We start from the raw sequence: 15,478 nt of genomic DNA, 5'->3' as shown, positions 1-15,478 counted from the left end.
CAATTAAGTTCGCGATCTTACTCGATTTAGGTAACATAATAGAATGCAGTACGTGAGTAAGGTATGCCTGATCTATCTTGCTCTGGTTAGTTAATTCAAAAAAAGGTAGTGATTAAAATGGCAGCCAAAGGAAATTGGACTAAATCCTTGTTTATTGGCTTGTGGACGGTGCTTAACTTCACCCGCAAACTTTTCTTTAATTTGATATTCATTGTTATTTTTGTTGGATTGATAATCGCAATAACTGGTCAGGACGATGAACAGTTTACCGTAAACAAAGACAGTGCTTTGTTTCTTACGCTTAACGGCAAGCTAGTTATAGAAAAAGAAAGCATTGATCCTTTCGAACAGTTCTTACAAGAATCGCTAGGCAGTGAACCTGAAAACCCAGAAGTATTGGTACGCGATGTAGTGAAAGTGCTTGAAAATGCGCAAAAGGATCGCCGTATTAAAGCTTTGGTTCTTGACCTTCAAGGTCTTACCGGCGGTGGTTTAGACAAGTTGCGCACCGTAGCTAATGCTATTGACGCATTTAAAGAGTCTGAAAAGCCCGTTTATGCCATTGGCGATTACTTTTCCCAAGACCAATATTACTTGGCAGCACACGCTGATAGCATCTATCTGAACCCAATGGGCGGGTTAATGTTTGAAGGCTACGGCCGTTATGGCATGTACTTCAAAGACATGCTAGAAAAGTTAAAAGTAACCACGCATATCTTCCGGGTTGGTACTTATAAATCTGCTGTTGAGCCTATCATGCGAAATGATATGTCTGAAGAAGCAAAGGAAGCGGAGAAACAGTGGTTAGATGGTTACTGGGCGCAATACAAAGCGGATGTAGCAGCAGCTCGCGGTATCGATGAAGCAAACTTTGACGAGACCCTTGAAGGTTTATTAGCAAAGTTTGAAGCGGCAGGCGGCGATTTCGCACAGTATGCGCTTGAGAATAATTGGGTAGACGCATTGAAGACCCGCGAAGAAGTAAGATTGGAGCTTACTGAGTTAGTCGGTGAAGATGAAAACAATCACGGCGTTAACCTCACTTCGTTCAATACCTATCTTAAAGTTGTTAACCCGCCTATGCCGGTTATCGAGTCAGATATGGATAAAGTGGCGATTGTAGTTGCCAAGGGCACCATCTTAGACGGTAATCAAAAAGCCGGTACTATAGGTGGAGACAGCACCGCTCGTCTTTTAAGAAAGGCACGTCTAGACGACAACGTAAAAGCAGTGGTTCTTCAGATTGATTCTCCTGGAGGCAGCGCATTCGCCTCTGAAATTATTCGTCAGGAAGTGTTGCAACTACAACAAGCAGGCAAGCCCGTTATTGCTTCTATGAGCACCTATGCAGCTTCAGGCGGTTATTGGATTGCAGCAAGTACCGATAGAATAATTGCAAGCCCTAGCACAATTACAGGCTCGATTGGCGTGTTTGGTATGTTTATGACCTACGAGAATTCACTGGATTATTTAGGTATTCACAGTGACGGTGTGGGCTCTACAGAGCTTGCAGGCTTCTCTACTGTGCGTCCACTAGCACCAGAATTCGGTCAGATTCTTCAGCGCAACGTTGAAAACACTTACGGAAACTTCTTGTCGTTGGTTTCAAATGCTCGTGGTATGTCGGTAGAAGAAGTGGATAGTGTTGCCCAAGGACGCGTGTGGATTGGCGAAGATGCAATTGAACTTGGCTTGGTAGACCAGCTTGGTACGGTTGACGATGCTGTAGTTGCTGCGGCCGAGCTCGCCGAGCTAGAAAATTATGATACGTTCTACGTACAACGTACGCTGAGTGCCCAGGAAATTTTCTGGAAGGAATTCTTTGGCCAGGCAATGACGTTTGTGGGCAAATGGCAATTTGCCCATGCCGACTCTGCACTGGTAAATGAATTTAAGCGCGTACTTAAAGAGTTCAGTTTAGTAAACCAACTAAACGACCCTAAGGGTACCTACGTGCTATGTTTACCTTGTGACGTTAAATAATACGCGCAGCAAATAAGTAGAAACAGTAAAAAGACAGAGGCAGCAACATCGCTTCAAATGACTTAACTCAAGAACAGCGTCGCGTTATTACCGACGCTGTTTTTTATTGCTATGAGCAAGCAGAGCAATACTTCAAGCAAACGTTCAAGCGCCCTACGATCACTTTTAGACGGTCGGGGAAAAATGCGGGTACTGCGTTTTTACAGCAAAACCGCGTGAATTTTCACCCACTTCTGTTTAAAGATAATATCGATGCCTTTTTAAGTGACGTGGTACCACACGAAGTCAGCCATTTGTTGGTATGGGTTCTGTTTGGCAGAGTTCAGCCCCACGGCAAAGAATGGCAGTCGATAATGCGCAGCGTATTTAACTGCACGCCTAATACTACCCATCAATTTGACGTGAAACGGGTAGCCCGCACTTTTCATTATGTGTGTGACTGTGACACTTATGCGCTAAGTACACGCAGACACAATAATATTTTAAAAGGGGCACAATACAAATGTAGGAAGTGTCAGGCCTTGCTTCGCGCACCAGACGTTGGCAGCCTAAAAGCCTTTTGACCCAAGACGCTGTCTGGCGAGCGGTATTTACAGGATACGTGCTGTTAATTAAACCAGTGTTTAGTAAATGCGTTGTCTAAATCGTTAAACGCTGTCTTAAGAAGTTGCGCTAGCTCTTTATATTTTGGTTTTGATTTAGCATTGGTCATAGCCACACCTTGCGAGCGCATTTTTGAGTGGATTTCTTGGTACCAGCTTTTCAGTTGTGGTGGAAGGTATTGGTCAGAGCGATGTCCTAGCCAAAGCAAACCTTGCATAGGCAGACTTAAGAAGAAAGCACCTATGGTAATGGTTTGAGGTAGATAATCGGCGCCTAAACTCTGATAGAGCAGCGCGCATGAAACCATTGCCACTGGCGGCATGGTTTTAATTGCAAACTTAGTCGCTGCTACAACTCTACACTCTGGGAAAAAGGCATAGAGTTCTTTTCTTACAGGCCATGTCTTCATGTACTGCTGACCGTTTTTCAACAACGTCATTATTGATTGAGACATGCCTCACCTCTTTGATAAACCTTACTATCAGCATTAATGCTGATATCACTCACGTCATTATTCGATAGTTATAACTAAATTGTAATCCGCTTTTTGGCTAATACAAACTGGTTCTTCTAAATCAGTACGTAATTACAGCGATAAACTATCAACATCAATCTTATCAAATACGATTGCACTGTAGTTAATTAAGTTTCGTTGATGTGGCGGCTGCCTTTTGGTCTGCTGTGAAGATCGGCGTTGTGTAGCTAATACACCCCGCGTTAATAATTAAAAGGCATAAGTTCAATCTATCTTTAAGTGACATTTTTCTCGCTTAAAGGCATCATATAGAGCTTAAGCCTAAACATTGTGCTGCATGGCTTTGTTGTTACTTTTGTTAAAGCAAGTGAATAACGACCTGCAGATGTTGCGCTGGCAAATTACTATAATAAAAGTAACTAGGTGTTGAGCTTGATTTACAGATTTTCGCCCCTACCTAGCTTTCTAAGAGAAATTTTATAAGTAACCCTATTGGGTGAATTATTTGGAGAGGAAAATGGCAGAAAGCAGACACGTCCGTCTACTTATCTTGGGTTCAGGCCCTGCAGGTTATTCAGCAGCGGTTTATGCTGCACGTGCAAACCTTAAACCTGTACTGTTAACTGGTATTCAACAAGGCGGACAGCTTACTACCACGACAGAAGTAGAAAACTGGCCGGGCGATCCTGAAGGCCTTACTGGTCCTGATCTAATGGTTCGTATGCAAAAGCATGCTGAAAAGTTCGATACTGAAATTATTTTCGATCACATCAATAAGACCGACTTTTCGAAGCGCCCTTTCACGCTTTACGGAGATAGCGGTACTTATACGTGTGACGCACTAATCATTGCTACAGGTGCTTCAGCTAAATATCTTGGTCTTGAATCAGAGCAAGCGTTTATGGGTAAAGGTGTATCTGCTTGTGCAACCTGTGACGGTTTCTTCTACCGCAATCAAAAAGTAGCGGTAATTGGTGGTGGTAACACCGCTGTTGAAGAAGCGCTTTACCTTTCAAACATTGCATCAGAAGTACATGTTATTCACAGAAGAGATAGCTTTAGAAGTGAAAAAATTCTTGAGCAACGCCTTCGTGATAAAGCAGAAAACGGTAACGTGGTATTACACTTAAACCGTACACTAGATGAAGTGCTCGGTGACGAAATGGGTGTAACCAAAGTCCGTATTAAAGATACGAACAGTGATGCCACTGAAGAGCTTGATGTTATGGGGCTATTCGTTGCTATCGGTCACAAACCGAATACCGATATCTTTGATGGCCAGCTTGAAATGAAAGATGGCTATATCGTTGTAAACAGCGGTACAAACGGCAATGCGACGCAAACAAGCGTTGAAGGTGTGTTTGCTGCAGGTGACGTGAGCGATCATATTTATCGTCAGGCCATTACATCAGCAGGTACAGGGTGTATGGCGGCGCTAGATGCTGAAAAATACTTAGACGGTACGATGCCTGAACAAGGTTAGTACTGTTTCCCAAGCCCTGCTGTTCAGTGGGGCTTTTTTCTGGCCCGATTATGATAGCGTTACATTACATCGAAGAAGGCGCGCCCTTCCCTCCAGTCGACACTGCATTAGACGAACCTAACGGCCTGCTAGCATTTGGTGGCGACCTCAGTCCTGCACGTTTATTTTCTGCCTACTCACAGGGCATTTTCCCTTGGTTCAGTGATGACGAACCGCTGTTGTGGTGGTCACCCGACCCCAGAGCCATTATTGAACTCGATAATTTTGCCGCATCGAAAAGCCTTAAGAAGCTTGCTCGAAAACAAAAATACACGGTAACGTTGAATTACGCGTTCGACCGTGTAATTGAAGCCTGTTCATCAACCCCTCGTAAAAACCCAAACACAGGTGAACTCAATAGCGAAACATGGATTACCGATGACATGATTGGGGCTTACCGGCAGCTCAATGGTCTGGGTTTAGCGCACTCTGTGGAAGTTTGGGACGGCGAAACACTTGTGGGTGGACTATATGGCGTTGGAATTGGCAAGGTATATTGCGGTGAATCGATGTTTCACCGGGAAAGTAATACGTCAAAACTTGCTATGATGGCGTTGGTTGAGCACATGAAGTCTCACGATATGGCCTTTATTGATTGCCAGCTTCCTACCGATCATTTGACATCCCTTGGTGCGAATGTGTTATCCCGTGAAAACTTTATTGAAAAACTGGAAAACAACAACCACACTTTAACTGAAGACGGTAGGCTGTCAGAAGACTACCTTAATCGTTGGAAGCCAAGAGTGATTACTCCGTGAAGTTTGGTATAACCCAATCATTTTCATGTAGCTATTTGCCCGATGAGCAAGAGCAATTATTAGTATACGCCGAAAATAATGATTTTCAGGCGTGGCGATACTCGCAACTCATTCAAGTGGGATTTCGACGAAGCGGTGAACAAATTTACCGTCCACACTGCCCAGCCTGCAAGGCGTGTAAGTCGGTGCGAATTCCGGTGAATGCTTATACCCCCTCTCGCAGTCAAAAAAGGCTGTTAAAGGCCAACCAAGGGTTTCGCGTTCAGCTAGTTAGTGAAACTAAAAGCACATACTACCCGTTGTATGAACGCTACATTACGGAGCGACATGCCGACGGTAGTATGTATCCGCCTTCACGAACCCAGTTCGACAATTTCGTTTTGTGTGATTGGATGACAACCCATTACCTAGAGGCCTATGATGGCGACAAGCTCATTGCAGTGGCTGTAACTGACATTGTCGATGCTAACGAACATATGGGTGCCCTCTCTGCGCTCTACACGTTTTTCGACCCTGACTATAGCTCTGCGTCTTTAGGTACATGGATGATACTCATGCAAATTGAGGAAGCGAGGCGTTTAGGCCACCACTATGTTTATTTGGGCTATTACGTAGAGGGCTGTCAAAAAATGTCTTATAAACACAAATTTTTGCCATTTGAGCAGTTTAGTGACAATGAATGGCATCTATTTAGCAAAAATAGTAAAATACCCACTTAATTGCTTTACACCGAACCCAAGATTGGGTAAGGTCTGCGCGGCAAAAATTTTGAATTACTGAGGTAACTGCTTTACATGGCAAAAGAAGATTGTATTGAAATGGAAGGTACTGTGTTAGACACGCTACCTAACACTATGTTCCGCGTTGAACTAGAAAACGGTCACGTAGTGACTGCACACATCTCTGGTAAAATGCGTAAGAACTATATCCGTATTCTTACTGGCGATAAGGTCACCGTTGAGATGACTCCTTACGATTTGACCAAAGGTCGTATCGTTTATCGCGCAAGATAATGAGCCATTTAAGCGGTAACGCATAAAAAAAGCCCGATTAAGATCGGGCTTTTTCGTATCTGGGTTTTACCTATTTCATCCTCGAAGCACTATCGCTAAAAACAAAGTTACTAACGAAGATATAGCGCTTGATAGACGACATTAGTCTTTCTACCTAGCGCTACATGCTTTATTACATTAGGTTGGCTCTGCTTCTTCAGACGTTGCACCTACACCTGTGTACTCAAAGGTAAGTTTGTCATCAACGCAGTCTACTTTAACGTTTCCACCTTTAGATAACTCGCCAAACAATAGCTCGTTCGCTAACTCTTTCTTCAGGTCATCTTTAATGACGCGCGCCATAGGACGTGCTCCCATTGCCTTATCATAGCCTTTCTCAGCCATGTAAGCGCGGGCTGCACTGGTGACCTCTAGCGACACGCCTTTAACGTCAAGCTGTGCCTGAAGCTCAATAATGAACTTATCTACCACCTGCAAGATAATTTCAGGATCAAGATGGTTAAACCAAATAATACCGTCCAGGCGATTTCTGAATTCAGGTGTAAACACCTTATTGATTTCAGACATCGCATCGTGACTGTGATCTTGCTGCTTAAAGCCAATAGATTTACGTACGGTTTCTTGAACACCTGCGTTGGTGGTCATCACTAACACCACGTTTCTAAAGTCAACCTTACGTCCATTGTTATCAGTCAGCGTACCGTGGTCCATAACCTGAAGAAGAATATTGTAGATATCGCTATGCGCTTTCTCAATTTCATCTAACAGCACTACTGAGTACGGGTTTTTGATTACCGCATCTGTTAACAGACCGCCTTGGTCAAAACCAACGTAACCAGGAGGCGCACCAATGAGGCGGCTAACTGCATGACGTTCCATGTACTCAGACATATCAAAACGTACAAGCTCAACACCCATGATTTTAGCCAGCTGTTGGGTTACTTCTGTTTTACCAACACCAGTTGGACCGGCAAATAAGAAGCTACCAATTGGTTTTGCTTCAGCTCCAAGTCCAGAACGTGATAGCAATATAGCGTCATTAAGCGTCTCTATAGCCTTATCCTGACCAAACACAACCATTTTAAGGTTGCGGCCAAGGTTCTTAAGCACCTCTTTGTCAGAAGCTGATACAGACTTCTCAGGGATACGCGCCATTTTTGCAATAATTTGCTCAATGTCGCCCACACCTATCGTTTTTTTGCGCTTAGAAGGCGGCAACAAGCGCTGGCTTGCGCCTGCCTCATCCATTACATCAATGGCTTTATCTGGAAGATGACGCTCGTTGATGTATTTAGCCGACAATTCCGCCGCAGCTTGAATCGCCTTTTGAGTGAAACGCACATTGTGGTGCTCTTCGTAGCGACTCTTAAGGCCAAGCAATATCTTTGTGGTATCGCTGACGCTAGGCTCAGTAACGTCAACTTTCTGGAAACGACGTGCAAGGGCGCGGTCTTTCTCAAAAATACCTTGATATTCTTGATATGTAGTTGAGCCGATACAGCGTAGTTCACCGCTTGATAGCTTAGGCTTAAGTAAATTTGACGCATCCATTACACCGCCCGACGCAGCGCCAGCACCAATAATGGTATGGATTTCATCAATAAACAAAATGGCGTTCTTGTCTTTGCCAAGCTCTTTCAGAATTGCTTTCAAACGCTTCTCAAAGTCACCACGGTATTTGGTACCAGCAAGAAGGCCACCTAAATCCAGTGAATAAACGGTACTTTCAGCAATAACATCAGGCACGTCTTCGTTAACGATTCTGTATGCAAGACCTTCTGCGATCGCCGTTTTACCTACGCCCGCTTCACCCACAAGCAGCGGGTTGTTTTTGCGACGACGACATAGAATTTGAATAGTGCGCTCTACTTCCGAATCGCGGCCAATCAACGGGTCTATTTTGCCGTCTTTCGCATGACGATTTAGATCAGTTGCGTATTTGCTTAATGCTGAGCCACCTTCTTCGCCTGCTTCAGCCTCTTCCGACGCTTCAGGGTTTACAGGCTCATCATCATCCGCTTTGCTTACGCCATGGCTAATGAAGTTCACCACATCCAAGCGCGTTACATCCGCCTTCTTGAGAATATAAACGGCCTGAGACTCTTGCTCGCTGAATATAGCAACAAGTACGTTGGCGCCAGTGACTTCGTCCTTACCAGACGACTGAACGTGGAATACCGCACGCTGCAGCACGCGCTGGAAACCGAGCGTGGGCTGAGTTTCGCGTTCGTTTAACTGGTCATCTAAAATGAGAGGCGTAGTATCTTTAACAAAAGCTAACAGTTCGCTTTTAATTGCCTCAATATCGGCACCACATGCTTTGAGCGCATCGCGAGCAGCTGAGTTATCAAGCAATGCCAACAACAAGTGCTCAACCGTCATAAACTCATGACGATGCTCTCTGGCAAATACAAACGCATTATTTAACGTTTGTTCTAATTCTTTATTTAACATATTGCTCGCCCTCTACAAAAAACCTTATGCCTGCTCCATCGTGCACATCAACGGGTGCTGATGTTTGCGTGCGTACTGATTAACCTGCATCACTTTTGTCTCTGCTATCTCAGCAGTAAAAATGCCACACACGGCTTTTCCTTGATAATGAACGGTCAGCATAAGTTGGTTGGCTTTCTCAGCGTCCATATTGAAAAACTGCATGAGTACCTCAATGACAAAATCCATCGGTGTATAGTCGTCATTGTTCAACAACACTTTATACATGGGAGGCGGCTGCGGCTTCTGTCGCTGCGCGTCTTTCTGTTTTTCCTTTTCGATACTAATAGCGTTGTCTTTACTCATAACTTAATAATAGTGGTTTAATGGCACATATGTGTACAAACTTTTGGATAAATTTATTCACATTTGCCCTTGACATAATATGGTTAAAAAATCTACATTTTGTATAGTGGTTTTGAGTATTGCACGTTAGCTACGACATAACTTACTGCGTAGCAGCTACAATCAATACTCTTTCCACCGTGTCTCCGGATCTATAATGGGGGCATATACTCGTGAGTTCAAGGATTAAGAGGAAGTCGAAGTATGGCGGTTGGCAAAGTTAAATGGTTTAACAACGCAAAGGGTTTTGGATTTATCGTTCCTGAGGACGGCGGCGAAGATATTTTCGCGCATTACTCTACGATTCAAATGGAAGGCTACCGTTCGCTAAAAGCGGGTCAAGAAGTAACGTTCGAAGTTCAGCAAGGGCCTAAAGGTCTTCACGCTGAGAACATTGGCTTCAAAGAAGAACCAGAGCGTTAAGAAAAGAATTTTTAAAGCCTGACCTTTTACGTCGGGCTTTTGCTTTTCTTGCCATTCAAAATGTGTAGGTGCAGTAAAGCGCCTGTGCGGATAAGTGCGTTTTCATTTTCCCCACAAATAAGTATTACGTTATCTTAACGTTGCGTACTAGCTCAACGTTGCGTAATAGTTCAAAGTAGACAATCAACGAGCTATTTTCCTGTTCCTTTTATTTCTCGAGAATACATTCCTTTCTAAAACATAAGGTATATCGCCCTACCCCTTATTAGCCCTTATACCAGTCCGCGTAGACCATTGCCTACTCAGCTAGGTTTAAAATGTTCGTAATCGCTGCGTGTTTGCGCAGGTATAGTGGTTCTACATAAAAAAAGCCCTCTCGTTTGAAGAGAGGGCTTTTAAACGTTGTTTTGAAATAGCTTCTCAGATTTGAGAATACTATTCTATGCGCTAGACCTATAAGCCTAACGCATATACACAAATACTATGCGCCTAAGATAGCTTTTAATGTCTTACTTGGAGACATGGTTGCGAAAAGCTTATCTTCGTCAGGGTAGTAGTAACCACCAATTTCTTGCGCGCTACCTTGCGTTGCATCAATCTCAGCCAAGATGTCGTCAATTTTCGCAGACAACTCTTCATACACTGGCTTAAATTGCGCAGCTAGTTCTGCGTCTTCCGTTTGGTTCGCTACTTCTTCAGCCCAGTATAGACCTAGGTAAACATGGCTACCACGGTTGTCCAACTGACCTGCTTTACGAAGCGGAGACTTACCGTTGTTTAGTAGTTTTTCCGTTGCTTTATCAAGTGCAGTAGCAATAACTTTTGCTTTGGTGTTGCTGTGCTTAATAGCAACATCTTCTAGCGATACAGCAAGTGCCAGGAATTCACCGAGTGAGTCCCAACGCAAGTGACCTTCTTCAACGAACTGTTGCACGTGCTTAGGTGCACTACCGCCCGCGCCCGTTTCATAAAGGCCACCACCAGCCATCAACGGAACAATTGATAGCATTTTAGCACTGGTACCAAGCTCTAGTATTGGGAACAAATCAGTAAGGTAATCACGAAGTACGTTACCCGTTACTGAAATGGTATCCAGACCGCGAATTGCACGTTCCATGCTGTAGCGAATAGCGCGTACAGGAGACATAATTTGAATGTCTAGACCGTTGGTATCATGGTCTTGTAGGTACTTTTCAACTTTCTTGATAAGTTGCGCATCGTGAGCACGTTCGTCATCTAGCCAGAATACCGCAGGCATACCAGATTGACGTGAACGCGTTACTGCTAGCTTAACCCAATCTTGAATAGGTGCGTCTTTCACCTGACACATACGCCAGATATCACCTTCTTCAACATCGTGAGAGATAAGAACATTGCCGTCTTGGTCAATAATCGACACAGTACCGTCTGCTTCAAGTTCAAACGTTTTGTCGTGTGAACCGTACTCTTCTGCTTTTTGCGCCATTAGACCAACGTTAGGCACTGTACCCATCGTTGTCGGGTCGAATGCACCATGCGTTTTACAGAAGTTGATAACTTCTTGGTAAATGGTTGCATAAGTACTCTCTGGAATAACTGCTTTAGTGTCGTGCGCCTTTCCATCTGGTCCCCACATTTGACCAGAGTTACGGATCATTGCAGGCATAGAGGCATCAACAATTACGTCACTAGGTACGTGAAGGTTCGAGATACCTTTGTCAGAGTTAACCATCGCAATTGGCGGGCGGTCGGCATAACATGCGTTGATATCTTTTTGAATTTCAGAGCGTTGGCTCTCAGGTAGGCTTGCAATTTTGTCGTAAACGCTACCTAGACCGTTGTTAGGGTTAACACCTAGCTCTTCAAACAGGTCACCCCATTTGTTGAATAGATCTTTGTAAAATACTTTTACACAGTGACCGAATACGATTGGGTGAGACACCTTCATCATGGTCGCTTTTACGTGTAGTGAGAAAAGAATGCCTGTGTTTTTCGCATCTTCAATTTGCTCTTCGAAGAATTCACACAGCGCTTTTTTGCTCATAAACATGCCGTCGATAACTTCGCCAGCTAGCAAATCTACACGCGGTTTAAGGGTTTTCTTGCTGCCATCTTTACCCGTAAATTCGATGCTAACGTGACCGTCTTTCTCAACTGTCACTGATTTCTCACCAGAGTAGAAATCGCCACCGCGCATGTGCGCTACGTGCGAACGAGAAGCTTGAGACCACTCACCCATTGAATGCGGGTGCTTACGGGCATAGTTCTTCACCGCTGTCGGTGCACGACGGTCCGAGTTACCTTCACGTAGCACAGGGTTTACCGCACTACCTAATACTTTACCGTAACGCTCGCGAATTTCTTCGTCTTCAGCTGTTTTAGGTGAATCAGGGAACGCTGGTACATTAAAGCCTTTTGCGTTTAATTCTTTGATAGTTGCACGAAGCTGTGGAATTGAGGCACTGATGTTTGGAAGCTTGATGATGTTAGCGTTCGGGTCTTGGGTCATCTCACCCAGTTCAGCTAGCGCGTCTGGCACTCTTTGTTCTTCAGAAAGATACTCAGGGAAATTTGCCAAAACACGTGCAGCAAGTGAAATATCGCTTAGCTCAACGTCGATATCTGCAGCCGCAGCAAACTTCTGGATGATTGGAAGAAGTGAGTAAGTCGCCAGCATTGGCGCTTCATCAGTCTTCGTGTAGATGATCTTAGACTTGGTCATTATATACCTCAATTTTCTCGACAGGGTACTGTCGTCTTTAGTCCATTAGGTCGCAACAACCCGCAACATGTTCATGTCACGCCCACAGTCATTGCGAAACGTATTTGATGTTTTCCACCTTTTGCTTTTATTAAGCACTAGGTCACTTGCTGTTTTCTTCCCTACATATTATTCAATTCCCTATGTTAGCAATATGCATCTCATGGCTTTGCACTCGACTACCTAGTCGTACGCAATTTCGAGATACGATGTATAAGCAAGCCCGCTTATCACTGCTAAAACTGTCTAATAATTATGCAGATGCGCTCTCTTATAAAAATGGGAGCGTCCATTAGTATAGGGTCGAAAGTTTGAGTTACAAGTCATACCATTGTCTTAACTCATAAGATCACTGAATTTATCGACAAACTTCATTGAGCAAACCACTATTTGCGGTTGATTTTCCCATGCGAAGCATCGCCATTTGTCGTAAAATCCCCCCCGAAATTTTGAATTTAAACAAGCGGAAGTAATATGTCTTCAAACGCTAAAGTGGTGCTTTTTAATAAGCCCTTTCAAGTTCTTTCTCAATTTACTGATGCAGACGGTAGAGAAACCCTAAAGGACTATATTGATGTTCCCGGTGTGTATGCCGCAGGACGACTCGACAGAGATTCGGAAGGTCTTCTCGTACTCACCAATGACGGAAAGCTTCAGCATAAACTTGCTAACCCAAAAGCTAAAACCAGCAAAACCTATTGGGTGCAAGTTGAAGGTATTATGGACGAAAAAGCAATGCAGGCGTTGCGTGACGGCGTAGAATTAAAAGATGGAATGACTCGCCCCGCGAAAGTAAAGGCCATGGAAGCACCTAGCGTGTGGCCGAGGAATCCGCCCGTACGCTTTAGACAGTCGATCCCTACTAGCTGGGTAGAAATTACCATTACAGAAGGCAGAAACAGACAAGTGCGACGTATGACAGCGCACGTCGGCTACCCCACCCTTCGGCTCATCAGATATCGCGTGGGTAATTGGACCATTGATGGTATTGATAATGGCAGCTACGTTCACTTTTAAAGCAATTCAATTTCTAATACTTGAAATCACCTTCCTTGACCACACTAAAAGAGGCACCGAAACGTCACGGATTTTTAGCGCTGTTAAAGGTTGCTGTTCATCTTTGCATATAGACAATTTTTTACAGCAAAGGCCAACGGCCGCTTGGCACATATTTAATTACTTAATCAGATAAGGATTAAATGTGAATTAGCTATCGGAATCTGATAAAATCCGCGACCTCGAAAACGGGCCGATTTGTAAGTGGCTGATTAGTGGTATGGCCCACTGAGTGGGTAAGCGCCTTAGCATATTTATCAACATGTTAATTGGTGACTGATTTAACAAATACGGTTTCTTTTTTATTAATCAAATGAGTGTGCAATCCATAGTGAGTGATATTGAATCTAACGCCAGCAAAAAAGTGATCGTCGGAATGTCCGGCGGTGTCGATTCGTCTGTTTCAGCCTACCTACTCCAACAACAGGGTTATCAGGTTGAAGGTCTTTTCATGAAAAACTGGGAAGAAGACGACAACGATGAATACTGTGCCGCAGCGGAAGATTTAAAAGATGCACAAGCGGTTGCTGACAAACTTGGCATTGAACTGCACACCATTAACTTTGCAGCAGAATACTGGGATAACGTGTTTGAGTATTTCTTAGAGGAATACAAAGCGGGCCGTACGCCAAACCCAGATATTATGTGCAACAAAGAAATTAAGTTTAAAGCGTTTCTTGAATTTGCAGCAGAAGACCTTGGCGCTGACTACATTGCTACTGGTCACTATGTTCGTCGCCGAGAAGTTGACGGTAAATGGCAAATGCTACGCGGTCTTGATAACAACAAAGACCAGAGCTACTTTCTTTACACATTAGGCGAAGAGCACGTTGCTAAAACGCTCTTCCCTGTGGGTGACATCGAAAAGCCATTAGTTCGCAAAATTGCCGAGGAGCAAGGTCTTATCACTCATGATAAGAAAGACTCTACCGGGATTTGCTTTATTGGTGAACGCAAATTCAAAGACTTCCTGGCTCGTTACCTTCCCGCTCAGCCTGGTGTTATTGAAACAGCAGAAGGCGAAGAAATTGGCCAACACGAAGGCTTGATGTATCACACGCTAGGTCAACGTAAAGGCTTACACATTGGTGGATTAGCCAAATACGGTGACGACCCTTGGTATGTGGTAGATAAAGATGTTGCTCGCAACGTGCTTATTGTGGGCCAAGGTGCCGACCACCCTCGCCTATACTCGAAAGGCTTGGTAGCAAAGCAGCTACACTGGGTGGATAGAAAAACAATTACGGAACCTGTGCGCGCGGTAGTTAAAACCCGTTATCGCCAGGCCGATATCCCATGTACAATAACGCCAACTCAAGACGACACCATTGAAGTGATGTTTGATGAGCCTCAGAAGGCGGTAACGCCGGGGCAGTCAGCGGTGTTCTATAGTGACGAAGTTTGCCTTGGCGGCGGTATTATTGAGAGTTATATTCGCTGATGTTAGATACCGACATAGAAAATAACCTAGCTCTTGCTGGTGTATGTCAAGCTGCGGCGCTGGTTCAGCAGCTTGCCAGACGAGGTTCTGCTGATAACGAGGCTATAGAGGCCAGCTTATCGAGCATACTGGTTACTGACCCAGAAACACCTCAACAGGTTTTCGGCCAGCTCGCTAACTTAAAAACCGGTTACACCACACTCGCAGCACAGCTATCTGACAAACAAGCAACAAAAGATACGGAATTAACCCGCTATATTGCTAGTATTCTAGGCCTTGAAAGAAAGCTAGCGAGAAAGCCTAAAGCAATGCAAGAACTGGGCGAACGTATTTCCCATGTTCAGCGCCAGCTTGCTCACATCGATTTCCAAAACCCACAAATAGTCTCCTCCTTAGCGAGCATTTACAGCGATATCATCAGTCCGCTAGCACCGCGTATTCAGGTAGCTGGTAATCCAGATTATTTAAGCCAACCTGCTACTCAGCATAAAGTGCGTGCGCTTTTGCTTGCAGGTGTTAGGGCTGCAGTAATGTGGCGTCAGATGGGTGGAAAACGAAGAAACATTTTATTTAAACGCAAACACATTCTTAACAGTGCTGTTAAAGCACTACGATTAATAAACTAG

General features: G+C 44.2%; 13 protein-coding genes and 1 pseudogene. 10 read left to right on the top strand and 4 right to left on the bottom strand.

The window, feature by feature from the left end; genetic code table 11:
- Window positions 1-117 precede the first annotated feature (117 nt).
- Complete coding sequence (gene sppA, locus MHN02_RS09845) at window positions 118-1,983, top strand: signal peptide peptidase SppA (RefSeq protein WP_014949339.1); 1,866 nt, start codon at window positions 118-120, stop codon at window positions 1,981-1,983.
- A 47-nt stretch (window positions 1,984-2,030) separates the two neighbouring features.
- Window positions 2,031-2,546 (top strand): SprT family zinc-dependent metalloprotease, encoded by a 516-nt coding sequence (locus tag MHN02_RS09840; RefSeq protein WP_343212217.1) that lies wholly within the window; start codon window positions 2,031-2,033, stop codon window positions 2,544-2,546.
- Window positions 2,547-2,590: 44 nt separating this feature from the next.
- Here the strand turns inward: MHN02_RS09840 and yfbV are convergent, their stop codons facing one another.
- Window positions 2,591-3,040, bottom strand: coding sequence for a terminus macrodomain insulation protein YfbV (yfbV, locus tag MHN02_RS09835; RefSeq protein WP_239245803.1), 450 nt, complete (start codon window positions 3,038-3,040; stop codon window positions 2,591-2,593).
- Window positions 3,041-3,578: 538 nt separating this feature from the next.
- On the opposite strand from yfbV, the gene trxB reads away from it, so the two are divergent.
- From trxB to infA, 4 genes are all read left to right on the top strand, one after another.
- On the top strand, window positions 3,579-4,544 hold the full coding sequence (gene trxB / locus MHN02_RS09830; protein WP_014949336.1) for a thioredoxin-disulfide reductase: 966 nt from the start codon (window positions 3,579-3,581) through the stop codon (window positions 4,542-4,544).
- Between the two features lie 50 nt (window positions 4,545-4,594).
- A complete protein-coding gene (gene aat, locus MHN02_RS09825; protein WP_239245800.1) occupies window positions 4,595-5,341 on the top strand; it encodes a leucyl/phenylalanyl-tRNA--protein transferase in 747 nt (248 codons plus the stop codon).
- Window positions 5,338-6,060 carry an arginyltransferase gene (locus MHN02_RS09820; RefSeq protein ID WP_239245797.1) on the top strand — a complete coding sequence of 241 codons (723 nt, stop codon included), beginning with the start codon at window positions 5,338-5,340 and terminating at the stop codon, window positions 6,058-6,060. The genes aat and MHN02_RS09820 overlap by 4 nt, the downstream gene beginning before the upstream one ends.
- Before the next feature lie 75 nt (window positions 6,061-6,135).
- Window positions 6,136-6,354 carry a translation initiation factor IF-1 gene (gene infA / locus MHN02_RS09815; protein ID WP_014949333.1) on the top strand — a complete coding sequence of 73 codons (219 nt, stop codon included), beginning with the start codon at window positions 6,136-6,138 and terminating at the stop codon, window positions 6,352-6,354.
- A 177-nt stretch (window positions 6,355-6,531) separates the two neighbouring features.
- Here the strand turns inward: infA and clpA are convergent, their stop codons facing one another.
- Together clpA and clpS are read right to left on the bottom strand one after the other, a co-directional pair.
- Complete coding sequence (gene clpA, locus MHN02_RS09810; protein ID WP_014949332.1) at window positions 6,532-8,808, bottom strand: ATP-dependent Clp protease ATP-binding subunit ClpA; 2,277 nt, start codon at window positions 8,806-8,808, stop codon at window positions 6,532-6,534.
- A gap of 24 nt (window positions 8,809-8,832) precedes the next feature.
- The gene (gene clpS / locus MHN02_RS09805; RefSeq protein WP_014949331.1) at window positions 8,833-9,153 is read right to left on the bottom strand and encodes an ATP-dependent Clp protease adapter ClpS; all 321 of its coding nucleotides are present in this window, start codon (window positions 9,151-9,153) and stop codon (window positions 8,833-8,835) included.
- Window positions 9,154-9,396: 243 nt separating this feature from the next.
- Here clpS and cspD point away from each other — a divergent pair, with 243 nt between their 5' ends.
- A complete protein-coding gene (gene cspD, locus MHN02_RS09800) occupies window positions 9,397-9,615 on the top strand; it encodes a cold shock domain-containing protein CspD (protein ID WP_014949330.1) in 219 nt (72 codons plus the stop codon).
- Between the two features lie 481 nt (window positions 9,616-10,096).
- Here cspD and MHN02_RS09795 read toward each other — a convergent pair whose 3' ends face one another.
- Window positions 10,097-12,316 carry an NADP-dependent isocitrate dehydrogenase gene (locus MHN02_RS09795; protein WP_014949329.1) on the bottom strand — a complete coding sequence of 740 codons (2,220 nt, stop codon included), beginning with the start codon at window positions 12,314-12,316 and terminating at the stop codon, window positions 10,097-10,099.
- 513 nt (window positions 12,317-12,829) lie between these two features.
- Here MHN02_RS09795 and MHN02_RS09790 point away from each other — a divergent pair.
- The 3 genes and pseudogenes from MHN02_RS09790 to hflD all read left to right on the top strand — a co-directional run bounded on the left by MHN02_RS09790 (window position 12,830) and on the right by hflD (window position 15,478).
- Window positions 12,830-13,372, top strand: coding sequence for an rRNA large subunit pseudouridine synthase E (locus tag MHN02_RS09790; protein ID WP_014976399.1), 543 nt, complete (start codon window positions 12,830-12,832; stop codon window positions 13,370-13,372).
- Between the two features lie 370 nt (window positions 13,373-13,742).
- A pseudogene (mnmA, locus tag MHN02_RS09785) lies at window positions 13,743-14,849 on the top strand (tRNA 2-thiouridine(34) synthase MnmA); the annotation flags it as partial.
- Window positions 14,850-14,851: 2 nt separating this feature from the next.
- Window positions 14,852-15,478 (top strand): high frequency lysogenization protein HflD, encoded by a 627-nt coding sequence (gene hflD, locus MHN02_RS09780; RefSeq protein WP_014949326.1) that lies wholly within the window; start codon window positions 14,852-14,854, stop codon window positions 15,476-15,478.

It is taken from the genome of Alteromonas sp. CNT1-28, assembly GCF_022348345.1.
GTDB lineage: Bacteria > Pseudomonadota > Gammaproteobacteria > Enterobacterales > Alteromonadaceae > Alteromonas > Alteromonas macleodii.
The sequence above is the reverse complement of the archived record's forward strand: the minus strand, read 5'-3'. Positions and strand labels throughout refer to the sequence as shown.